The following is a 20,225-nucleotide window of genomic DNA, read 5'->3' as shown; positions in this document are numbered from 1 at the left end:
CATGTCACCCCTTACTTCAGCATCTTTCGTGCTCGGGGTTGGTCCCGCCGTCGGTCGTGTCGACGCGCCACGACCCGCTCTCCAGCCGCAGCGGCAGCACCAGCCGCCAGCGGATGCACCCCTCCGGCAGGTACAGCGGCGCGTCTTCGACGTCCTGCGTACTGGTGAAGGCGACGAGCGCCCGGAGTGTGTTCGGCGTGCCCGGCTCGACGCGGTAGACGAGGATGCTGCCGTCCCGAGTGGACTGGTAGTCCTTCCGCCACTCGGCCGCGGTCTTGGTCTTGGCCCGCTCGCGGCTGACCACCGATGTCCACTTCGGATAGTCGCGGTCGTTGATGGCGTCGAAATACCCCTGCAGCACCTGCCGAACGTTCTGGTACTGCGGATGCGCGAAGACGTCCGGGGTCACCTCGACGACGGGCGAGCCGGGCTGCTGCTCCGGAGCGACGGACGTCGGCGACTCGCTCACGACCGGCTCGGTGGGCGCGGCCTCCGGGCGCGTGTAGAGATCACGTGCCAGCAACCCCACGCCGACGGTCAAGGAGATCACGACCACGAGAACGGGGATCAGCCACCGCTGGCGAGAGAGGGGGCGAGGCTGGGCGGTCACCCTGAAAGGTTAGCGCCCGCCTCCTCCGTCATCACCGGCGTCTACCCGACTTGGTGCAGCCAGGTGACCGGGGCACCGTCACCGGCGTGCCGGTACGGTTCGAGCGCTTCGTCCCAATTGGCGGCGAGGAGCTCGTCGAGCTTGTGCGCCAGCGATTCGCCGGTGCGGACCTTGCTCACCAGGGCGCGCAACTGGTCCTCGCCCACGACGATGTCGCCGTTGGCACTGGTCCTGCCGTGCCACAGGCCGAGGCCCGGAGCGAAACAGAACCTCTCTCCGTCGACCCCCGCACTGGGCTCTTCGGTGACTTCGAACCGGATCATCGGCCACGCCTTGAGCGCGGACGCCAGCTTTCCGCCGGTGCCCGAAGGCGCACGCCAACCACATTCGGCGCGGAGCTGTCCTGGACTGGCGGGCTGCGCCGTCCACTTCAACTCGACTCGGGCACCCAGGGTGCCCGAAATGGCCCACTCGACGTGCGGACACACCGCAGACGGCGACGAGTGGACGTACACCACGCCACGGGTGTTGCCACGGGTGCTCACTGCTGACCTCCGCTACTCGACGAGGGGCGTCTTCCCCTACGACCTCGCGAGCTGCGCTGGTCAGGTGGCTCGTGCCGCCTCCCGGTACGCGTGAGCACATTGTGCACCCCAACTGTGCTGTTTGGCCACATGAACACCACAAGTCGCACCTGATTGGGACGCACGACTCGCGTGAAGGTCGCCGCCACCTCACCGCGGGCACCGCCGGAGGGATCCCTCACGCGGGTGTTCAAGTGAGCGGCGGGGCGTGCCCACCTTGAAGTACATGAAGGCCCCCTTCCTGTACCTAGGCGCAAGGAAGGGGGCCTTCATGTACTCGGGAAGGTGTGAAGGTCGAGTTTCCTCGGCTGAGCCGAGGGAAGGGGGCCTTCACGGACTCGCCGGCCGGCGCGCTCGGTCAGCCCTGGGCGCCGAGGGACTTCGCCGCGGCGAAGGTGTCCACCAGGCCGGTGCCCTTGTCGAAGCTCGACGTGTACGGCCCGGCCGCCACGTACGGCGAGCCGTCGGCGAACTTGTACGCCGTGCCCTTGATCGCGGCCTCGATGTCACCCGGGCTCGCGTTCGGCGCGACCTGGAACAGCTGCGCGACGATCCCGGCGATCTGCGGCGCCGCCATCGAGGTCCCGCTGATCACGTTGTAGGTGCCGAGGTCCAGCAGCCCCGGACCGTTCTTGGGCTGGAGGCCCTGCGTGCAGATCGGCTGCGTCGGACGGCACGCCGAGAGGATGTTCTCCCCCGGCGCGGAAACGTCGGGCCAGCTCGCCTGGTCGGTCTTCAGGCCGCGCGAGGAGAAGTCGGAGACCGTGCCGTCGCGGGTGCCGGTGCCCTGGTCGTTGAACGACGCCGCGGAGAGCACGCCCGGCGTCGGGTCCTGTCCCGGCGGGTTGGAGAGGTTCGCCGAACCGTCGCCGCCGTCGTTCCCGTTCGCCCAGACCGTGACGACGCCTTCCGCGGCGAGCGCGCGCTGCAGCTTCACCGTCGCCGAGTTCGGGTCGAAGGCGCCGCCGCCGCTCGGCCCGTAGGAGTTGTTGGTCACCTTGATCGGCGGGCACACCGACGCCGCGACGCCCGCGCCACAGGGCGCCTTGTGGTTCTCCAGCACCCAGTTCAGCGCCGCGTCCGTGCCGAGCACGAGCAGCGCGGCCCCGGTCGAGACCGAAACGATCTTCGAGCCCGGCGCCGAGCCGCCGACCTCGGTACCGTCGGACAGCTTCAGCCGGTTCCCGGCGGCGATACCGGTGACGTGCGTGCCGTGGCCGCCGAGGGCGAGCGTGTCGGTGTCGACGGAGGTCGGGACGTCGACGATGCAGTTCGTGGCGGTGCCGTTCAGGCAGAGGCTCTTGAGGTTGCGCACGACCCGCGTCTTGCCGTCGGCACCCTTGAACGCCGGATGCGTCGGGTCGACGCCGGTGTCGATGACCGCGACCGTGACGCCCCTGCCGTCGACGGGCGCGCCACCGGCGTCCTTGAGCTGCGTCTGGGTCTGGAGGCTTCGCGTCGCCGTGGTGCCGGGGCTGCCGTGCGCCTTGAGCTTCTCGTTGCCTTCGACGTAGGTGACCCCGGCGGCCCCGCGGACCGCGCGCACCTGGTCCGCCGTGCCCCGGACCGCGACGACGCCGATCTTCCCGAACGAGGTGATCTTCTTCAGCCCGGCGGCGCGCGCGGCGCTTTCGGCGGTGGCGATGTCGTCGGCGTGCACGAACGCGGTCACCCCGGTGGCGCCGGTGACGGCGGAGAGCAGCCGGGAGAGTCCGGGGGCAACGGGTGCGAGCGGTCCCGCGGCCTGCGCGGGGACCGTCCCCGCGGCCGGGACGGCTAGCAGGGCGACGACGAGTGCTGCACGTCGACGCCAGTGGCGAAATGCGGCCATGGTGTTTCTCCTGGTGACAGGGGGCAGGGAACTGTCACCTACCAACGAGTACCACCCGGACGGGTGACGGTGCTCACGCGCATTACAACTTTTCGGAGCAACATCACCTCGCCTACCTGCGACGTGTCTTCCCGTTGCTCCGGATGGAGGCGCTAGTTTGTGCAGCGAGACCGACGAGATGGGGAGGGGTTCGGTGCGACTCGTTCGCCTCGCTCAACAGCCGTCCCGGGTGGCCGAGGACGTCCGCGCCGCCCTGGCCTCACTCGGCCGGGGAAGCAACGTCGTCGGCGGGGTCGCCTTGATCGGCGCCAGCCCGGTCGACGGCAGGCCCGTCGAAGCCGTCGTCGTCATGCCCAAGGGCATCCTCATCGTCATCGGCGTCGACCTGCCGGATCCGGCGTTGAAGCTCGAAGCCCCGCTCGGCGGGCCGTGGAAGGCCGACGGCTGGCCGCTGGTCCACGGCGACACGTCGATCAACCCGGCCACGGACGCGCTCTCGCTGTCCGCCGCCTGCACCCACAGGATCGCGGACATCGCCCCCGGCGCCGGGCCGATCGGCACGATCATCGCCGTCGGACCGTACGTGGAGACGGTCGACCAGCCCGCCGCGGATCTCGCCGGCTCGGTCCGCGTCCTCTACCCGACGGCGACGACGATGCTCGCCGCGACGGTCTCCCTGGCCAGCGCGCCCAGCCCCCGGTCGGTCCAGCAGGCGCGCGAGCTGATCGCCGCGCTCGCCCCGGACGCGCCGCCGATGCCCGAAGAGATGTTGCTCGGCGAAGGGTTCAGCGCCTATTCCGACGACGAGCCGACGGTGATCCGCGAGAACCCGCTCGTCGCGATCGCGCCGACGGTTCCGGTGCGGCATCCGGGGAAGAGGCCCACGAAGTCGGCGGTGCCGCCCGCTCCGCCCGCCAAGCCGGTGAAGGCCGCTCCGCCCGTTCAGCAGGCTGTCGCCGTGAAGCCCCCGCCACCGGAGGCCGCCCCCGCCGAGCCCGGCCCGAAGACGTCACAGCAGTCCAAGACGGTGAAATGGCTCCCGGTCGCCGCGATCGGCCTGCTCATCGTGCTGCTGATCGCGGCCATCAGCGTCGCTTCCAGCAGTGACGACACGGCGTCCACGCAGGCTCCCCCGCCGCCGGCCCCGTCGACGGCGCCGTCCACCAGCCCGCCGCCGCCGAGCAGCGCGGTGGAGAGCATCCAGTTCACCTCGCGGGCGTCCGCCGCGGATCAGAAGTGCGCGTCGCACGCGTACGGTGACGTCCAGTCGAGCCTCCAGCAGACGAGTTGCGCCGGGGTGAAACGCGCGAGTTTCGCCGGCTCCATCGACGGCCGGAACGCCGCGGTGACGGTCGCCGTCGTGGACTTCCCGGACGCCGGGCAGGCGACCGCGTTCAAGGCCACCGCCGACACCCCCGGCGGGGGCGGCATCCTCGACCTCGCCACCGAGACCGGCCAGTGGCAGGGCGAAGTCCCGGTGTTCGAAGGCGCCGCCTACCAGAGCAGCGTCGACGGGAAGTCGGTCCGGCTGGTCCAGGTGGTGTGGGTGCCGGGACCGTCCACTCCGGACGATCCCGGCCTCGTCCGCGGCGCGAAGGCCGCGCTCGAACTGCCTGTGAACGGCTAGAGGCCGTACGCCTCCAGAAGGCGCAACCACACCTCGCTGATCGTGGGGAACGACGGGACCGCGTGCCACAGCCTCGGCAGCGGGACCTCCCCGACGATCGCGATCGTCGCCGCGTGCAGCAGTTCCGCCACGTCCTGCCCTACGAAGGTCGCACCGACGAGGACATCGCGTTCGGTGTCGACGACGATCCGCGCCTTGCCCGCGTAACCGTCCGCGTGCAGTGACGAACCGGCCACCGCGATGTCGATGTCGACCACGCGGTGCGGCTTGCCCTCCTCCGGCCCGGCGAGCCCGACCGAAGCGACCTCCGGGTCGGTGAACACGACCTGCGGGATGGCGTGGTGATCGGCCGTGGCGCTGTGCGCGCTCCACGCGCCGGAGTCGACGGGCTTGCCCGCCGCCTGCGCGGCCACCGCGTCGCCCGCGGCCCTTGCCGCGTATTTGCCCTGATGGGTCAGGGGCGCCCGGCCGGTGACGTCGCCGACGGCGAACAGCCAGCCACCGTCCACAGCGGACACCCGACCGTTGTCGTCCGTCGTGAGCGGCGCGCCCGCTTCGAGCCCCAGCGTCTCGACGCCGAGCCCGTCGGTCGCCGGGCGGCGGCCGGTCGCGACGAGCAATTCGTCGACGACCAACCGCTCGCCGCCTTTCAAGGCCAATTCCTTACCGCCGTCCACAGCGGACACGGAGTCGAGACCGGAGCCGGTGTGCACGGTGACACCCGCTTCACGGAGCCCCGCGACGACGGCGTCTCCCGCGAACTCCGGCAGCCGCGGCAACGGACGTTCACCCGAGATGATCAGGTGGACTTCGGCGCCGAGCGTGGCGAAGGCCTGCGCCATTTCGACTCCGACGACACCACCGCCCAGTACGCCGAGCCGTCCCGGAACCTTCTCCGCCGAAGTCGCCTCTCGCGAACCCCACGGGGAAACGGTGTCCAGCCCGGGGATCGACGGTGTCCGCGGGACGCTGCCCGTGGCGACGATCACCGCGTGCCGCGCGGTCAGCACGTCACCGCCGTCGACCGTGATCTCCCGCTCACCGGTGATCCGTCCGTGGCCGCGGATCGGGACGATCCCGACGCCTTCCGCCCACTTGACCTGTCCGGTGTCGTCTCCCTTGCCGGTGAACCAGTCCCGGCGCGCGAACACCTCGGCCGGGTCGACCGCGTCGCCCACCGGGACGCCGGGAACCCGTTTGGCGGCGGCGAGGAGGTTCCCCGGCCGCAGCAGCGCCTTGCTCGGAATGCAGGCCCAGTAAGAACATTCGCCGCCGAAGCGTTCGTGTTCGACGAGCGCGACCCGGAGGCCGCCCCGCGCTGCCCGTTCGGCGGCGACCTCGCCGACCGGGCCGCCTCCGATCACGATCACGTCAAAATCCTGTGCTGACATGCATTCAGCGCACACCACCGCGCAGCTTCGCGCAACCTGCCGCTATCCTCGTGTCGCTGCGTGAGTCATCAGCCGCGGGTCAGGTTTCGCCGTGCCGGTTACGCAGTAGAACGATCGAGCGCGGGAGGTTTTTCATGGCCAGGAACACTGCTGTGCATTTGCTGGATGATCTGACCGGCGAGGCGGCCGAGGAAACGGTCGCATTCGGTTTGGACGGAATCGCTTACGACATCGACCTTTCGGCCGACAACGCCACCGCACTCCGGGAAATCCTGCGTGCCTATGTGGAGAACGGCCGCCGGATCGGCGGACGCAAACTGCGGCCGCGGGTCGTGCAGCGGCCCAAGGGCACGCGCGTGACCAAGTCGACGCCGAAGACCGCGGCCACCGCCGCGAAGGCCGAGTCGAAGACGGCCGCGAAGCCGGGCCGCAAGCCCGCCGCGAAGGGTGTCGCCGGCCGCAAGCCCGCCGCCGCCAAGAAGGCCGCCGCCCCCAAGGCGGAGGCCAAGGCTCCGGCCAAGACCACGGCGAAAGCCACTGCGGCCAAGGCGAAGTCGACCCGCGGCACGGCGGCGAAGACCACGGCGGCCAAGGCGCCCGCCGGTCGTGCGAAGGCCGCGGCCGCGGCGAAGACCCCGGCCAAGGCCGCGCCGAAGGCCGCCGCCAAGACGACCACCGCGAAGGCGGCTCCGAAGACCGCGGCCGCGAAGACGTCCCCCGCCAAGGCCGCTCCGAAGGCCGCGGCCAAGGCTCCGGCGAAGAAGGCCGCCGAGCCGAAGAAGACCGCGCGCGCCGCTCGCAAGGTGCCCGCCGTCACTTTCTCGGCCACGGAAAAGTAATTCCACGAAATACAAATCGGCCCCCTTCGCGTAATTGAGCGAAGGGGGCCGATTTGTGTTAAGTCTCGTGAGTGGCAATGACGGTTCTAACCGTCCTTACCACTCACGAGGCCGGACGTTGAGCGCCTTCGGCATGCCATTCCGGGTAGTGGTACCGCGTGTGCTGAAGCGAGCGATGCCGCTCCAGCTCCTCGGCCGAGGGCTTCCGGGTGGAGAGTTCACCCAGTTGCGCGGCCGCCGCCACGCGGACCGCGGCCGTGACTTCGGCAACACCTTTGCGCAGGCCATGCTCGGCGAGCGACGCGACCGGGCTCCGGTGGGAGTCGAGCGGACGGGGATCCGCGGGTGCCGAAGTGAGGTACCGGCCGACCCGTTCCGAAGCCGTCGAGACGAGCAGCGTCGAATGCGCGAGCAAGCCCGTTCTCGTCCGGAACACGGCGAAACCGCACAGCTTCGCGTCACCGACGAACAGCCCTCGATCACCGAGCCGCGACGGCAGCCCGAGTTCGGCCACCGTCGCGGTCATCAGTTCCCCGAGCGCTTCCAGAGGTCTGGCGGACTTGTCCGACAGACCGAGCCCCGGCAGGACGAGCGTGATGTTGAGATTGCCGGGATCGTGGAACACGGTGCCGCCACCGCTGGCCCGGCGCAGCACCGGGACGCCGTCGCTCGCGCAGACGTCGGCCTTGACCTCGCGTTCGATCTTCTGCCCCCGCCCCACGACCACACAGTCGGTGTTGCGCCAGATCCACAGGACCGGCGCCTCCGGTGCGGCACGCAGGAGGGCTTCGTCGAACGCGAGGTTGTCGGCCGGGTCGTCGAACGAGGCGACGACTTCCGAGGGACCGGTCACAGTGCTTTGAGTTCCTCCACGATCTCGCCCACCGACGATTTGGCGTCGCCGAAGAGCATGCTGGTCTTCGCATCGTAGAAGAGCTCGTTGTCGATACCGGCGAAGCCCGAGCTCATCCCGCGTTTGAGCACGATCACCGACCGGCTGTGGTTCACCTTGAGGATCGGCATCCCGTAGATGGGCGAGCCCGGATCGGTCTCCGCGGCCGGGTTCGTGACGTCGTTCGCGCCGATCACCAGCGCGACGTCGGTCTGGGCGAACTCGGAGTTGATCTCGTCCATCTCCTTGAGCTGCTCGTACGGGACGTCGGCCTCGGCGAGGAGCACGTTCATGTGCCCCGGCATCCGGCCGGCCACCGGGTGGATGGCGTACGCGACCGTGATCCCCTTGGCCTCCAGCAGTTTCGCCATCTCGCGGACCACGTGCTGCGCCTGCGCGACGGCCATGCCGTAGCCAGGCACGACGACGACCTTGTTGGCGTACGCCATCTGGATCGCGGTGTCGGACGCGGAGGTGCTGCGAACCGGCCGGACCTCGCCGGATCCGCCGCTCGCGACCGCCGTGCCGCCGCCGAACCCGCCGGCGACGATGGCCGGGATCGACCGGTTCATCGCCTTCGCCATCAGGTTCGTGAGGATCGAACCCGAGGCGCCGACGATCATGCCGGCCACGATCAGCGCGGTGTTGTCGAGCGCGAGGCCCATGGCCGCGGCCGACAATCCGGTGAGCGCGTTGAGCAACGAGATGACGACCGGCATGTCCGCGCCGCCGATCGGCAGCACGACCACCACGCCGAGCACGCCCGCCGCGACCAGCAGGCCGATCATCAGCAGTTCGTTGTCACCACCGCTCGCGATGACCACCGCGAGGACGATCGCGGCGATCAGCACCAGTGCGTTCACCGGCTGCTGCAGTTTGCCCAAGGTGATCGGGCGGCCGGAGATGAGTTCCTGCAGTTTCCCGAACGCGATGTTCGAGCCCCAGAAGGACACCGATCCGACGATCGCGGCGAACAACGACGCGATCGCGACGTACGCGGGCTCGTGTGCGTAGCCCTCGGTGGTGCGGAACTCGACCCACGCGATGAGCGCGACCGCTCCGCCGCCGACGCCGTTGAACAGCGCCACCATCTGCGGCATCGCGGTCATCTTCACCTTGCGCGCGGACGGCACGCCGACGACGACACCGATCGCGACGCCGAGCGCGATGAGCAGCCAGTTGCTCATGCCCGGCGTCAGGAGCGTCGCGATCACCGCGATGGCCATGCCGACCGCGGCGATCCAGTTGCCGCGGACCGCGGTGCGCGGACCGGTCAGGCCCATGAGGCCGTAGATGAACAGTGCGAAGGAAATGATGTAGAGGACGGCGATGAAGGTCGTCACTTGTCACCACCGTCTTCCGGCTTCTTCGCCTTGAACATCGAGAGCATCCGGTCGGTGACGAGGAAGCCGCCGACCACGTTGATCGTGCCGAAGGCGATCGCGATCACCAGCAGGATCTTGTTCAGTACGCCGTCGACCCCGAGGCCGAGCACGATCAGCCCGCCCAGCAGGACGATGCCGTGGATCGCGTTGGTGCCCGACATGAGCGGGGTGTGCAACGTGTTGGGCACCTTGGAGATGACCGTGAAACCCACGAATCCGGCGAGTACGAGGATCGCCAAACTGCCTACGAGCATCACTCGCCCCCTTCTTCTTTTCCGGCAACGCAGGCCCCGGCGACGATCTCGTCGGAGAAGTCGAGCGCGAGCTTGCCTTCGGAGTCGACGAGCAGTTCGAGCAACTCGGTGACGTTGCGCGCGTAGAGCTCGCTGGAATGCGCGGGCATCTCCGCGGCGAGGTTGAGCGGCGAGCAGATGGTGACGTCGTGCTCGACGACCTCCTCGCCCGGTTTCGTCAGTTCGCAGTTGCCGCCGGACTCACCGGCGAGGTCGACCACGACACCACCGGCGGGCATCCCCTTCACCGCGTCGGCGGTGACGAGGACCGGTGCCCGGCGGCCGGGGACGAGCGCGGTGGTGATCACGACGTCGAACCTCGTGATCGCCTCGGTGAGCCTGCGTTGCTGCTCGGCCTTTTCCTCGTCGGTCAGCTCGCGGGCGTACCCGCCTTCACCGACCGCCTCGATGCCGAGGTCGAGGAATTTCGCGCCGAGCGACTTCACCTGCTCGCCGACCTCTGGCCGGACGTCGTACCCGGTGGTCTGCGCGCCGAGCCGTTTCGCCGTCGCCAAGGCCTGCAGCCCGGCGACACCGGCACCGAGCACGAGCACCTTCGCCGGTGGCACCGTCCCCGCGGCGGTGGTGAGCATCGGGAAGAAGCGGGTGAGCTTCTCCGCCGCGAGCAGGACCGCGCGATAGCCCGCGACGCTGCTCTGCGACGACAACGCGTCCATCGCCTGCGCGCGGGAGATCCGCGGGATCGCCTCGACGGCGAAGGCGCGGACGCCCGCCGATTCGAGCGCGGCTATCCCGTCGGGATCACCCCTCGGATTCAGGAAGCCGATGAGAATGGTGCCCTGTTTGAGCTTCGCGACTTCGGCCGCGCTCGGAGGCGCCACCTTCACCACGATGTCGGCATCCCACGGATCGCCGATCACCGCTCCCGCCTGCTCGAAGGTCTCGTCGGCGAGCAGCGCGCCGGCGCCCGCGCCGGGCTCGACCACCACCCGCAGTCCGCGTCCGGAAACGCGCTCGATGAGTTTCGGTACCAGCGCGATACGGCGTTCGCCTTGTCCGGTTTCCCGGACCACACCGACCGTGAGCTGCTCGTTCTCTGCCGCCACAGGCGACCTCCTCGCTGGAGAGGACCACACGAACCCGCACTTCTTACCACGCCCGGCCGACAACTTTCCTGGCTGAACGTATCCGGACGGCATCTTTCCGTGACATCGCTCATCACGATCGATCCAGCCATCGATCCAGGTGCGCGACGTCATAAGGGGTTACGGCGAACGAGAGTGCGGCACCGCACTCTCGTGATCGCCAGCCGTGAGCGGCTCGGGAAGTTCGTCCTGCGCCGGGATCCACGCGATATCAGCCGGATCCGGGCATTCGATCCTGACGGCGAGGCCTCCCTCGATGTGGGCAGCGTGTGGGAGCAGGAAGCCGCCGTGGCGCGGCCATGGGTCCGCCCGTGCCCGCGGTCGGCTAGCCGGCCGCCAGCCAACGCGAGCGGTGTCGCACGTGGATACCGTCGGTGTTACTGAGGATGCCCTCGGCCCAGTGGAACTGGGTGCAGCCGTGGTTCGGCGCCTCTTCACCGGGCGCGGCCCCGGGTGCGCCGAAGGCGATGTCGAAGAACTTGTCGGCGGTGTGCCGGAAGACAGGTGTGCTGCCGGTCAGGAACAGGGTGTCGCCGTGGATGTGCTCGCGCAGCCGGTCCCGGTTCTTCCGGTGGTGCCGGGCCGCGTAGTCGATGCCTGCCGGATCCGGTAGATAGGCCGCTGGGACTTCCGCGGTCTGACGGAGACCGCGGCCGAGGGCGGAGCGCAACCGCGGCCACGACGAGGCTCGCAGCTGCAGGCTGTGGTGACTCAGGACCAGGTCGAGCCGCCGGCCGTCGCCGTGTTCGGGGAGGGCGAGGCGCCTGCCGTGGCGCAGCGGCAAGTAGATGATGGTGTGCTTGGACCGTGCTGCCAGCAGCCACAACACGCCGATGCGGTACGCGGCCCGGCGATCGACGTGAAGCTCTCGCCAATGGTCGTCGGCCCATAGTCCCGCGTTGGCGGTTCCGTCGGTCGGGCAGATCACTCGCCAGTCCCGGCCGCCGAGTCGAGCCCGCCGGACCTCGACCGCCACCTTCATCGAATGGTGTCGACCATGCCAGGCGCCCGAATAAGCGTAGTGCCGCACCGACGATCCTTCCCTAGGTCTTCGCAGAACAGGACAGATTCCCGGAACCGTCCACAGAAGACAAGTGGGTTACGCCGCCCGCCTGGTACGACAGCGCTTTCCGCATCACGGAACGCTGCGCCAGTTCGGCACGCCCAGGAAGATCAGCCGCAGCCGCCGTTCGGCCGTGCGCACGGTCTCTTCGTCACGCGAAGGGGTTTCGAGCAGCTCCAGCACCGTCGTGAGCATGGTCGTCACGATCAGGTCGGCGAGCAGATGGAGATCTTCGGTGCTCCATTCGCGGAGGAAGTCGAACCGCGCGAGGTCGACGGCGAGTTCGCTGACGAAGAGCTTGAGCTCGAACGCGATCGCCTGCCGGACCGGTCCGGTGCCGCCGTAACGCTCCCTGGTCAGGAAATGGAAGTGGTCCTCGTGCGCCCGGACGTGTTCGCGCAGGATGCGCACGGACGTTTTGATCATGTCGTTGTACGCGGCCGGTCGGGTGCGTGCCGACCGGATCATCGTGCGCAGCGTGCGCATCGACTCCTCGACGAGCGCCACACCCAGCTCGTCCATCGACGCGAAATGCCGGTAGAACGCCGTCGGCACGATCCCGGCCTGCTTCGCCACCTCGCGCAGGCTGAGCCCGGAGAACCCTCGTTCCGCCACCAAGTCCAGGGCGGCGTCCAGCAGCGCCTGCCGTGTGCGCTGCTTGCGCTCCTGCCGGGAAACGGGCTCCGTTGTCACGACGGACAGCGTAATCGCCTCCGCACTATCACCCACGTCACATCACCCTCCTCTCGCGTTGACAAGCGCGACGGTCGCCACTTCACTATTGAGTGTACAAGCGTTCACTGAATTTGGGAGAAGTGATGACGGCACTGGTACCGCGCAGGGCCAGGCGGCTGGCCTCGCTGGCCGAGGCCCTGCTCACGCCCCATGGCATGGACCGCTACCTCGAACTCGTCGATCCGATGCTGGTCCGCCACGAGATCCGCGGCCTGGTCACCGACGTCCGGCGGCAGACATCCGACACGGTCACGCTGACCATCCGGCCGAGCCGCGCCTGGCGGGGACACGTCGCGGGCCAGTACGTGCGGGTGACCGTCGAGATCGACGGCGTCCGCCGGACCCGCTGCTACTCGCCAGCCGGTTCGGAGCACGACGGATCACTGGAACTGACCATCAAGGCCGACCCGCAGGGGCTCGTCTCGCGGCACCTGAACCGCACGGTCACCGTCGGTTCGGTACTCGGACTGTCCACTCCGGACGGTGAGTTCACCCTGCCATCGCCGCGGCCCCGGCGGATCCTGCTGCTGAGCGGCGGGAGCGGGATCACGCCCGTCCTGTCGATGCTGCGCACGCTGGCGGACGAGAAGTACGAGGGCGATCTCGCCTTCCTGCACTACACCAACGGCGCCGAGGACGCGCTCTACCGCGCCGAGCTCGCCGACCTGGCGCGCCGCCTGCCCGGCCTGCGGGTGATACACGCGTTCACTCACGCCAAGACCGGCGGCGACCTGCACGGGTTCTTCTCGAAGGAACACCTCGCCGAGGCCGCGCCCTGGTACCCCGACGCCGAAACCTTCCTCTGCGGTCCGAAGCCGCTGATGGATTCGGTCCGCGAAGTCTTCGAGGCCGACGGCCTGGGCGCACATCTGCACACCGAGGAGTTCACCCCGCCGGCGCTCACCTTCGACACCGAGAACGCCGAAGGGCAGGTGCGGTTCGCGCGCAGCGGCCGCGAGTTCGCCAACTCCGGGAAACCGTTGCTGGAGCAGGCCGAAGAGGCCGGCCTCAGCCCGGAACACGGCTGCCGGATGGGCATCTGCTTCTCCTGCACGCAGATCAAGACCTCCGGCTGTGTGCGCAACGCCAAGACCGGCGAAACCTCCAGCGAAGAGAACGAAGAGATCCAGCTCTGCATCTCCGTCCCGGTCGGGGACGTCGAGATCAACGCTTAGAAAGGAGCCCGGGATGACCGGCTTGCAGGACAAGCTCACCCCCGCCCAGGTCGAGGAGTTCGGCCGCGAACTGGACGAGATCCGGCAGCGGATCGTCGCCGATCTCGGCCAGGCCGACGTCGACTACATCCACAACGTCATCAAGACCCAGCGCGCGCTCGAGGTCGCCGGCCGCGGGCTGCTGTTCGCCGGGTTCTTCCCGCCAGCGTGGGTCGCCGGGGTGACCGCGCTCTCGGTGGCGAAGATCCTCGACAACATGGAGATCGGCCACAACGTCATGCACGGCCAGTACGACTGGACGCGCGACCCGGCGCTGAGCTCGCAGAAGTTCGAATGGGACACCGTCGCGCCGTCGGAGAACTGGCGTCACTCCCACAACTACATCCACCACACGTACACGAACATCCTCGACAAGGACCGCGACATCGGTTACGGCGTCCTGCGGATGGACACCGCGCAGAAATGGCACCCGTACTACCTGGGCAACCCGGTGTACGCGACGCTGCTCGCGCTGTTCTTCCAGTGGGGCGTCATGCTGCACGACCTCGAGTTCGACCGCGTCGTCAAGGGCGAGCGCAAGTGGTCGGACAACAAGGAGGTCGGCCTGAAGATGCTCAAGAAGGCGGGCCGCCAGGTCGGCAAGGACTACGTGCTGTTCCCGCTGCTGACCGGTCCGCTCGCGCCGCTGACCTTCCTCGGCAACGCCACCGCGAACCTGACCCGCAACCTGTGGGCGTTCTCGATCATCTTCTGCGGGCACTTCCCCGCCGACGTCGAGAGCTTCACCGAGGAGGAGACCGAGAACGAGTCGCGGGGCCAGTGGTACCTGCGGCAGATCCTCGGGTCGGCGAACATCACCGGCGGCAAGCTCTTCCACATCATGACCGGGAACCTCTCGCACCAGATCGAGCACCACCTGTTCCCGGACATCCCGGCGCGCCGCTACCCGGAGATCGCGGGCGAGGTGCGGGCGATCTGCGAGAAGTACGGCCTGCCGTACAACACCGGCCCGCTGCACAAGCAGCTGTTCTCGGTGGCCAAGAAGATCGTGAAACTGGCCCTTCCGTGGAACGGCGAACCCCGCACACCGGCTACCGTGGAGAGCGACAAGACCCTCCGAGCGGCTTAAGGTGTCTGACATGGTCGGTCAGTTCGAGAGCACCAAGGACGTGGTCCAAGAGGTCACCGAGTCCGCGGCCACCCATATCGGCAACATCGCGACGATCATCACCGGCGCGATCCGGGACATCGCCCGCGAGACCGGTGACTGGCTGACGGACGTCATCGAGATGCGCGAGGCGTCCCAGCGGGCGCAGGCGGACGAGAACCGCGAGGACTAGCGGCACAGGTCGCCGAAGATTACGGAAAACCGGATGGGCACGGGGCGGGTGATCACGGCAGGCTGAAGCCGTGACCACCCGCCTCGCTCTTCCCCGACGCGTCCTCAGCGCCCAGCTGAGCCGCGCGTACTGGGCCGAGCTGGCGTGGGTGATCGCCGGCGCGCCGCTGACGCTGATTTTCGTGGTGCTCGTCGTCGTCGGGTTGTTCCTCGGCGCCGGCCTGAGCCTGCTCACCATCGGCCTGCCCGTGCTCATCGGCGTCCTGGCGGGCGCGCGGCTGATCGGCATCGCCCACATCGGCCTGGCGCGTGCCCTGCTCGGGACGACGGTCACCCCGCCCACCCGGCCCGAGCTGCGGCCGGGGCTCTGGAACGGCGTCAAAGGGCGGCTCGGGGATCCGCTCGGCTGGCGGTCGATCGCCTATCTGCTGATCCGGCTGCCGCTGTCGTTGATCGGGTTCTTCCTGGTCGCGAGCATGTTCGTGTACGCAGGGAGCACGCTGAGCTATCCGCTGTTCTGGTTCACCCTGAACGGCGAAGCCATGCCGACGTTCGACCTCCGCGTCGATACCTGGCCCCTCACCCTGCCGCTCGCCGCCACCGGGCTGGCCGTCCTGCTGGCGATGCCGTGGGTGGTACACGGGCTCACCGAATTCGACCGCCTGCTGGTGCGCGGCGTCCTCGGCGCCGAGGACCTCTCCCAACGCGTGCGCGAGCTCGAACGCAGCCGCGCGACCGCGGTCGACGACGCGACGCGGCGGCTGCGCCGGATCGAACGCGACCTGCACGACGGCGCGCAGGCCCAGCTGGTCGCGCTGGCGATGAAGCTCGGCATCGCGAAGGACGAGCTAGCCGCCGGCGGCGACATCGAGCAGGTCACCGCCCTGGTGACCGCCGCACACGCCAACGCGAAACAGGCGCTGGTCGAGCTGCGCGACCTCGCCCGCGGCATCCATCCCGCCGCGCTCGACGCGGGCCTCGACGTCGCACTGTCCACTTTGGCCGCGGGCTCGGGTATCGACGCGCGGATCACCGTGGACCTGCCGGAGCGGCCGTCGCCGTCGATCGAGACCATCGCCTACTTCACCGTCGCCGAGCTGCTGACGAATGCCGCCAAGCACACTTCCGCCGCGATCGAGGTCGACGTGGGTATCGTCGGCGAAGACCTGCGGCTCGTCGTGCGCGACGGCGGCGAAGGCGGGGCCCGGCCGGTACGCGGCGGCGGGTTGGCCGGGATCGCCGAGCGGCTCGCGACGGTGGACGGCGGGCTCGAAATCGACAGCCCACCGGGTGGGCCTACGGTGATCAGCGCGGGAATACCGATACGGAAATAGGGGGCGGCGTGCGCGTCGTGATCGCGGAGGATTCGGCAATCCTCCGGGCGGGGCTCGTCGAACTGCTGAACCTTCGGGGGCACGAGGTCGTCGCGGCCGTCGCCGACGGGGACAGCCTCTGCGCGGCGGTGCGCGAACACCGCCCCGATGTGTCCATTGTGGATATCCGGATGCCGCCGACGCACACCGACGAGGGGCTGCGCGCGTCCATCGCGCTGCGCGCGGAGCTGCCGGGGTGCGCGATCCTGCTGTTCTCTCAATACGTCGAGACTCAGTACGCGACGGAACTCCTCGCCGACCGCGCGGGCGGTGTCGGCTATCTGCTGAAGGACCGCGTCGCGGAGGTTTCGGATTTCCTCGACGCGCTCCGGCGGGTGGCCGACGGCGAGACCGTGCTCGACCCGGAAGTGGTCAGCCAGCTGTTCACCGCCACCCGGAAGACGGACGCGCTCGCCGGGCTGACGCCGCGGGAGCGTGAAGTGCTGGGTTTGATGGCCGAAGGGCGGTCGAACTCGGCCATCGCGGCGGCGCTGTTCCTTTCGGCGGGCTCGGTGGAGAAGTACGTGTCGAGCATCTTCGGGAAGCTGGCGCTGCCGCAGTCCGAAGGGGACAACCGGCGGGTTCTCGCCGTGCTGCGGTACCTGGAGTCCTAGGACGGCTCGACCGGCACTCCGTCCGGCTCCGGCAGGCACAGCTGCACCCACGCGACATCCCGCCAGGCTCCGTGCTTGTAGCCGATGCGCCGGTACGTCCCCACCGGCTCGAATCCCAGCGCGCGGTGCAGCCCGGCGCTCGCGTCGTTCGGCAGCACCATTCCGGCGCAGAAGTTCCGGAAGCCGCGCGACGCCAGCTTGTCCAACAGCGCCTGATAGAGCGCGCGCCCGCCGCCGGTCCTCCGTCGGCCGAGTTCCAGATAGATACTGACCTCGCAGGACCACCGATAAGACGGCCGGCCGCTGAAGGGGCCTCCGTAGGCGTATCCGGCGACGCGGCCTTCGTCGTCTTCGAGCACGAGCCACGCGTGTGATCGCTGCGCCTTGGCGATGCGCTCGGCCATCTCGTCCGGTTTGGGCGGCTCGGTTTCGAACGAGATCACCGTGTCGGTGACATACGGCGCGTAGATCTCCGCGCACGCCGTCGCGTCGGCTTCCGTCGCTTCCCTGATCACCATGGCGACCATAGTAACCGAGGCTGCCACTATAGTGAGCAGCATGTCCGATCCCCTGTCCGCGTCGCTCGCCGCGACGCTCCAGTCCACGAGACTCGACCAGAACCTTTCGGCCAACGCCCTCGCCGAGTCCTCGGGCGTGTCCAGGGCGATGATCGGCAAGATCGAACGCGGCGAGGCACAGCCGACGGCGGTCCTGCTCGGCAGGCTTTCCGCCGCGCTCGGGATGACGCTGTCCGAGCTGATCGCCCGCGCCGAACACGGCGACCGGCGCCTCGTGCGCGCCGCCGATCAGCCGACCTGGACCGACCCCGACACCGGGTACGTGCGCCGCGCGGTCTCACCTTCGCTCGGCGGCCCGCTGGAACTGGTCGAGGTCGTGCTGCCCGCGGGCGCCGAGGTCGCCTTCCCCGCGCACACCTACGCGCTGACCCATCACCAGATCTGGGTGCTCGACGGGCACCTGCGCTTCCGCGAGGGCGACGTCGAGCACGAACTCGACGCCGGTGACTGCCTCCAGCTCGGCACCCCCAAGCCGTGCGCCTACGTCAATCCGACCGGCGAACCGGTCCGATATCTGGTCGCGCTCGCCCGGCGGCACGCCTGATACTCGGCTGATGAACCACCGCGCCCTCGCCTGCGTCGCGGCGAAGGCACGCGGCGGGCACGAGGCCGGACTGCCGGTGACGCTGCACTTCCATCCGGACAGGTCCACAGTGGACGGCCGCCCGGTGCTGGCGGCGATGGCCGAGGACGGGTTCTACCGCAACCAGTTCGAAACCGGGACGAGCAACGGAGGGCTCACCGCGCGTCCCGGCGGAGACCGCTGGCACTGGGAGAGCCGGATGTTCGGCGGCGCCTACGACGACGCGCCCGCCGCAGAACGGCCCAAGTACGGCGCCTTGAACTTCCGCCGCCGCGCGGTCGGCGGCGCGCCGAGATTCGGCTCCGCCCATTTCCGGATGGCCGCGCACACCCTCGGCAGGACGACGTTCTGCTATCCGGACAGCGTGCTGAGCCCGGCGGATTTCGGGTGCGGCACCAGGGTTTCCGCGCTGATCGCGCTGGCGGAACAGGACGACACCGACCTTCTCGACGACTACATCGAGGCGCACGTCCACGGGCCGATCGATCTCACGAAGGACGTCGAAGCCCTCGTTCTCGACCCGAGCCACCGCGGCACCGACGTCGAGGAGGCCGCGTCGAGACTCGGCTGCTCGGTCGAATGGCATCCCGGTTTCCGTCTGTCCACCGACGAATTAACCCGCCATCCGGCGTACCGCGGCCCCGAGTTCGTCGAACTCGGCCTGGCGCTGGCCGAAGACGGCTATCTCGATCCGCGCGTCCTCGGCGAAGCCCGCGACGTCGACCAGCAAGCCCTCAAACGCGTCTGGCACTACGTCGCCCGCTTCGGGGCACTACCGTGAAGAGCATGTACTCCACGGAGATCGAGGTGCGCACCGGCAGCGTGGCCGTGGTGCACGACCTGACCAAGGACGCCGAGGCCTTTTTGCGCGACGCGGACGCCGAAGACGGGATCCTGCACGTCTTCGTCCCGCACGCGACCTCCGGGCTGGCGATCCTCGAAACCGGCGCCGGCAGCGACGAAGACCTGCTCACGGCGCTCGACGAACTGCTCCCCCGCGACGGCCGCTGGCGGCACCAGCACGGCAGTCCCGGTCACGGCCGTGACCACGTCCTGCCCGCGCTGCTGCCGCCGTTCGCGACGATCCCGGTGCTCGGCGGGGTGATGACGCTGGGCACCTGGCAGTCGGTCTGCCTAGTGGACACCAACCTGGACAACCCGGTCCGGCGCGTCCGCTTCAGCCTTCTGGAGGGCTGACCGGCCCGGCCACAGCGCGAGGACCAGCCCCGCCGCGAGCAGTCCGGCGAGCACCCACACCCCGGTCGTGACGTCCGGCGCGCCGGACACACCCTGCAGCAGGCTCCGGAGCCCTTCCGCCGAGAACCGGAACGGCGTCCAGGACCACAGCACCGCGCGGTACGCGGGGTTCAGCAGCTCCGGCACCTGACCCGCGACGGCGGGCGCGACCAGGTACAGCGGGCCGAGGATCGCCATCGCCCGTACGCCGAGCAGCCGCAGCAACCCGGTCTGCAGGGCGGCGAACCCGGTCGAGGTCAGGAAAAGGAAGCCGAGGACGTCCCAGCCGAGCGGGAGCGACGAGTCCCACAGCTTCAGGAATCCGGCCAGCGCACCGGTGACCAGCACACCCGCCGAGACGATCTGCGTGAAGCGCGCCGCGGCTCCCGCGTCCCGGCCGATCCGGCGTCCGGCCAGGATCAGCACGGCGCCCGCGGCCAGGCAGCCGACCCATGCCAGCGCGCTCAGCGCGAGCGGCGCGACCCGGCCCGCCGCGCTCGCGGGGTGCAGCGTCTCGACCTTCGGCGTGCCGCCGACGGCTTGCGCGGCGCCGGTCAGGACCTGTTGCGCGATCTGCGTTCCGGACGGGTTCACCGCCCCGGAGACCACGACCGTCGACGGCAGTTCGAGGACGCCGTAGACCTCCTTGTCCTCCAGCAGTTTCCGGCCTTCCGCCGGCGAGGTCACGCGCCACGAGACCTGGCCTCCGCCATGGGACGCGATCCCGTTCGCGGCCGCCTGGAGCGGTCCCGGAGGCGCGGCCACCGCGACGGGCAGCCCGTCGGGCGCGACGGTGGCCTGCGCGCCGAAGGTGAGAAAGCCGAGCACGACGGCGACCAGCGCACCGGCCACCGCGGCGAGTAAGGCGAAGGCCCCGGCGGGGCGACGGTTCGACATGACCGTCCTCCATTTATTCGTCATCTGTTGAATTAGCTGCCAAGGTAAGCCTCCCGGCCGCGGAAGTCAACAGA

The 20,225-nt window shown here is 69.3% G+C and carries 22 protein-coding genes; 10 read left to right on the top strand and 12 right to left on the bottom strand.

What is annotated here, in order from left to right:
- Positions 1 to 16 precede the first annotated feature (16 nt).
- The 3 genes from H4W30_RS00895 to H4W30_RS00885 form a co-directional block, all read right to left on the bottom strand.
- Positions 17 to 610 (bottom strand): hypothetical protein, encoded by a 594-nt coding sequence (locus H4W30_RS00895; RefSeq protein ID WP_192741039.1) that lies wholly within the window; start codon positions 608 to 610, stop codon positions 17 to 19.
- Positions 611 to 651: 41 nt separating this feature from the next.
- The gene (locus tag H4W30_RS00890; RefSeq protein ID WP_091599164.1) at positions 652 to 1,155 is read right to left on the bottom strand and encodes a DUF3145 domain-containing protein; all 504 of its coding nucleotides are present in this window, start codon (positions 1,153 to 1,155) and stop codon (positions 652 to 654) included.
- Between the two features lie 397 nt (positions 1,156 to 1,552).
- Positions 1,553 to 3,025 carry a S8 family serine peptidase gene (locus tag H4W30_RS00885; RefSeq protein ID WP_192741038.1) on the bottom strand — a complete coding sequence of 491 codons (1,473 nt, stop codon included), beginning with the start codon at positions 3,023 to 3,025 and terminating at the stop codon, positions 1,553 to 1,555.
- A gap of 193 nt (positions 3,026 to 3,218) precedes the next feature.
- Between H4W30_RS00885 and H4W30_RS00880 the strand changes: the two genes are divergently transcribed.
- On the top strand, positions 3,219 to 4,652 hold the full coding sequence (locus H4W30_RS00880; RefSeq protein ID WP_192741037.1) for a hypothetical protein: 1,434 nt from the start codon (positions 3,219 to 3,221) through the stop codon (positions 4,650 to 4,652).
- Here the strand turns inward: H4W30_RS00880 and H4W30_RS00875 are convergent.
- A complete protein-coding gene (locus H4W30_RS00875; RefSeq protein WP_318780498.1) occupies positions 4,649 to 6,022 on the bottom strand; it encodes a dihydrolipoyl dehydrogenase family protein in 1,374 nt (457 codons plus the stop codon). The genes H4W30_RS00880 and H4W30_RS00875 overlap by 4 nt on opposite strands.
- A 155-nt stretch (positions 6,023 to 6,177) precedes the next feature.
- Here H4W30_RS00875 and H4W30_RS00870 point away from each other — a divergent pair, with 155 nt between their 5' ends.
- Positions 6,178 to 6,882: an Lsr2 dimerization domain-containing protein gene (locus H4W30_RS00870; RefSeq protein ID WP_192741035.1), complete on the top strand. Its 705-nt coding sequence runs from the start codon at positions 6,178 to 6,180 to the stop codon at positions 6,880 to 6,882.
- 103 nt (positions 6,883 to 6,985) lie between these two features.
- Here H4W30_RS00870 and H4W30_RS00865 read toward each other — a convergent pair whose 3' ends face one another.
- From H4W30_RS00865 to H4W30_RS00840, 6 genes are all read right to left on the bottom strand, one after another.
- Positions 6,986 to 7,735 carry a lipoate--protein ligase family protein gene (locus tag H4W30_RS00865; protein ID WP_192741034.1) on the bottom strand — a complete coding sequence of 250 codons (750 nt, stop codon included), beginning with the start codon at positions 7,733 to 7,735 and terminating at the stop codon, positions 6,986 to 6,988.
- Positions 7,732 to 9,117 (bottom strand): NAD(P)(+) transhydrogenase (Re/Si-specific) subunit beta, encoded by a 1,386-nt coding sequence (locus H4W30_RS00860; protein WP_192741033.1) that lies wholly within the window; start codon positions 9,115 to 9,117, stop codon positions 7,732 to 7,734. The genes H4W30_RS00865 and H4W30_RS00860 overlap by 4 nt, the downstream gene beginning before the upstream one ends.
- Positions 9,114 to 9,413, bottom strand: coding sequence for an NAD(P) transhydrogenase subunit alpha (locus H4W30_RS00855; RefSeq protein ID WP_007032801.1), 300 nt, complete (start codon positions 9,411 to 9,413; stop codon positions 9,114 to 9,116). The genes H4W30_RS00860 and H4W30_RS00855 overlap by 4 nt, the downstream gene beginning before the upstream one ends.
- Entirely contained in the window at positions 9,413 to 10,519 is a 1,107-nt protein-coding gene (locus H4W30_RS00850) for a Re/Si-specific NAD(P)(+) transhydrogenase subunit alpha (RefSeq protein WP_192741032.1), read from the bottom strand. The genes H4W30_RS00855 and H4W30_RS00850 overlap by 1 nt, the downstream gene beginning before the upstream one ends.
- A gap of 364 nt (positions 10,520 to 10,883) precedes the next feature.
- On the bottom strand, positions 10,884 to 11,588 hold the full coding sequence (locus H4W30_RS00845; protein WP_192741031.1) for a hypothetical protein: 705 nt from the start codon (positions 11,586 to 11,588) through the stop codon (positions 10,884 to 10,886).
- 105 nt (positions 11,589 to 11,693) lie between these two features.
- On the bottom strand, positions 11,694 to 12,350 hold the full coding sequence (locus H4W30_RS00840; RefSeq protein ID WP_192741030.1) for a TetR family transcriptional regulator: 657 nt from the start codon (positions 12,348 to 12,350) through the stop codon (positions 11,694 to 11,696).
- Between the two features lie 89 nt (positions 12,351 to 12,439).
- Here H4W30_RS00840 and H4W30_RS00835 point away from each other — a divergent pair, with 89 nt between their 5' ends.
- The 5 genes from H4W30_RS00835 to H4W30_RS00815 all read left to right on the top strand — a co-directional run bounded on the left by H4W30_RS00835 (position 12,440) and on the right by H4W30_RS00815 (position 16,857).
- Complete coding sequence (locus H4W30_RS00835) at positions 12,440 to 13,531, top strand: ferredoxin reductase (protein ID WP_192741029.1); 1,092 nt, start codon at positions 12,440 to 12,442, stop codon at positions 13,529 to 13,531.
- Positions 13,532 to 13,544: 13 nt separating this feature from the next.
- Complete coding sequence (locus H4W30_RS00830; RefSeq protein ID WP_034311090.1) at positions 13,545 to 14,660, top strand: fatty acid desaturase family protein; 1,116 nt, start codon at positions 13,545 to 13,547, stop codon at positions 14,658 to 14,660.
- 10 nt (positions 14,661 to 14,670) lie between these two features.
- Entirely contained in the window at positions 14,671 to 14,871 is a 201-nt protein-coding gene (locus H4W30_RS00825; RefSeq protein ID WP_126736024.1) for a hypothetical protein, read from the top strand.
- 70 nt (positions 14,872 to 14,941) lie between these two features.
- A complete protein-coding gene (locus tag H4W30_RS00820; protein WP_192741028.1) occupies positions 14,942 to 16,204 on the top strand; it encodes a sensor histidine kinase in 1,263 nt (420 codons plus the stop codon).
- An 8-nt stretch (positions 16,205 to 16,212) separates the two neighbouring features.
- Entirely contained in the window at positions 16,213 to 16,857 is a 645-nt protein-coding gene (locus H4W30_RS00815; protein WP_125673115.1) for a response regulator transcription factor, read from the top strand.
- Here the strand turns inward: H4W30_RS00815 and H4W30_RS00810 are convergent.
- Positions 16,854 to 17,384: a GNAT family N-acetyltransferase gene (locus H4W30_RS00810; protein WP_192741027.1), complete on the bottom strand. Its 531-nt coding sequence runs from the start codon at positions 17,382 to 17,384 to the stop codon at positions 16,854 to 16,856. The genes H4W30_RS00815 and H4W30_RS00810 overlap by 4 nt on opposite strands.
- 31 nt (positions 17,385 to 17,415) lie before the next feature.
- On the opposite strand from H4W30_RS00810, the gene H4W30_RS00805 reads away from it, so the two are divergent.
- Genes H4W30_RS00805 through H4W30_RS00795 form a run of 3 tightly spaced genes read left to right on the top strand, consistent with a single transcriptional unit; the run spans position 17,416 to position 19,215 of the window.
- Positions 17,416 to 17,979, top strand: a complete 564-nt coding sequence (locus H4W30_RS00805) for a helix-turn-helix domain-containing protein (RefSeq protein WP_192741026.1) — start codon at positions 17,416 to 17,418, stop codon at positions 17,977 to 17,979.
- A gap of 10 nt (positions 17,980 to 17,989) precedes the next feature.
- Positions 17,990 to 18,799 carry a DUF3626 domain-containing protein gene (locus tag H4W30_RS00800; RefSeq protein ID WP_225948711.1) on the top strand — a complete coding sequence of 270 codons (810 nt, stop codon included), beginning with the start codon at positions 17,990 to 17,992 and terminating at the stop codon, positions 18,797 to 18,799.
- A 5-nt stretch (positions 18,800 to 18,804) separates the two neighbouring features.
- Complete coding sequence (locus tag H4W30_RS00795) at positions 18,805 to 19,215, top strand: secondary thiamine-phosphate synthase enzyme YjbQ (protein WP_126736027.1); 411 nt, start codon at positions 18,805 to 18,807, stop codon at positions 19,213 to 19,215.
- Here the strand turns inward: H4W30_RS00795 and H4W30_RS00790 are convergent.
- On the bottom strand, positions 19,153 to 20,151 hold the full coding sequence (locus H4W30_RS00790) for a YhgE/Pip domain-containing protein (RefSeq protein WP_192741025.1): 999 nt from the start codon (positions 20,149 to 20,151) through the stop codon (positions 19,153 to 19,155). The two genes, H4W30_RS00795 and H4W30_RS00790, sit on opposite strands and share 63 nt — an antisense overlap.
- Positions 20,152 to 20,225: the final 74 nt, after the last annotated feature.

Origin of the sequence: Amycolatopsis roodepoortensis (genome assembly GCF_014873915.1) — a bacterium.
In the GTDB taxonomy this organism is placed as follows: Bacteria; Actinomycetota; Actinomycetes; order Mycobacteriales; family Pseudonocardiaceae; genus Amycolatopsis; species Amycolatopsis roodepoortensis.
Note: the sequence above shows the minus strand (reverse complement) of the source record. Positions and strands in the feature narration are given on the sequence as shown.

Coding starts and splice junctions, on each gene's coding strand:
- H4W30_RS00885 (WP_192741038.1), bottom strand. CDS start 3,025: ATGGCCGCATTTCGCCACTGGCGTCGACGTGCAGCACTCGTCGTCGCC.
- H4W30_RS00870 (WP_192741035.1), top strand. CDS start 6,178: ATGGCCAGGAACACTGCTGTGCATTTGCTGGATGATCTGACCGGCGAG.
- H4W30_RS00855 (WP_007032801.1), bottom strand. CDS start 9,413: ATGCTCGTAGGCAGTTTGGCGATCCTCGTACTCGCCGGATTCGTGGGT.
- H4W30_RS00835 (WP_192741029.1), top strand. CDS start 12,440: ATGACGGCACTGGTACCGCGCAGGGCCAGGCGGCTGGCCTCGCTGGCC.
- H4W30_RS00830 (WP_034311090.1), top strand. CDS start 13,545: ATGACCGGCTTGCAGGACAAGCTCACCCCCGCCCAGGTCGAGGAGTTC.
- H4W30_RS00825 (WP_126736024.1), top strand. CDS start 14,671: ATGGTCGGTCAGTTCGAGAGCACCAAGGACGTGGTCCAAGAGGTCACC.
- H4W30_RS00810 (WP_192741027.1), bottom strand. CDS start 17,384: ATGGTCGCCATGGTGATCAGGGAAGCGACGGAAGCCGACGCGACGGCG.
- H4W30_RS00805 (WP_192741026.1), top strand. CDS start 17,416: ATGTCCGATCCCCTGTCCGCGTCGCTCGCCGCGACGCTCCAGTCCACG.
- H4W30_RS00800 (WP_225948711.1), top strand. CDS start 17,990: ATGAACCACCGCGCCCTCGCCTGCGTCGCGGCGAAGGCACGCGGCGGG.
- H4W30_RS00795 (WP_126736027.1), top strand. CDS start 18,805: ATGTACTCCACGGAGATCGAGGTGCGCACCGGCAGCGTGGCCGTGGTG.
- H4W30_RS00790 (WP_192741025.1), bottom strand. CDS start 20,151: ATGTCGAACCGTCGCCCCGCCGGGGCCTTCGCCTTACTCGCCGCGGTG.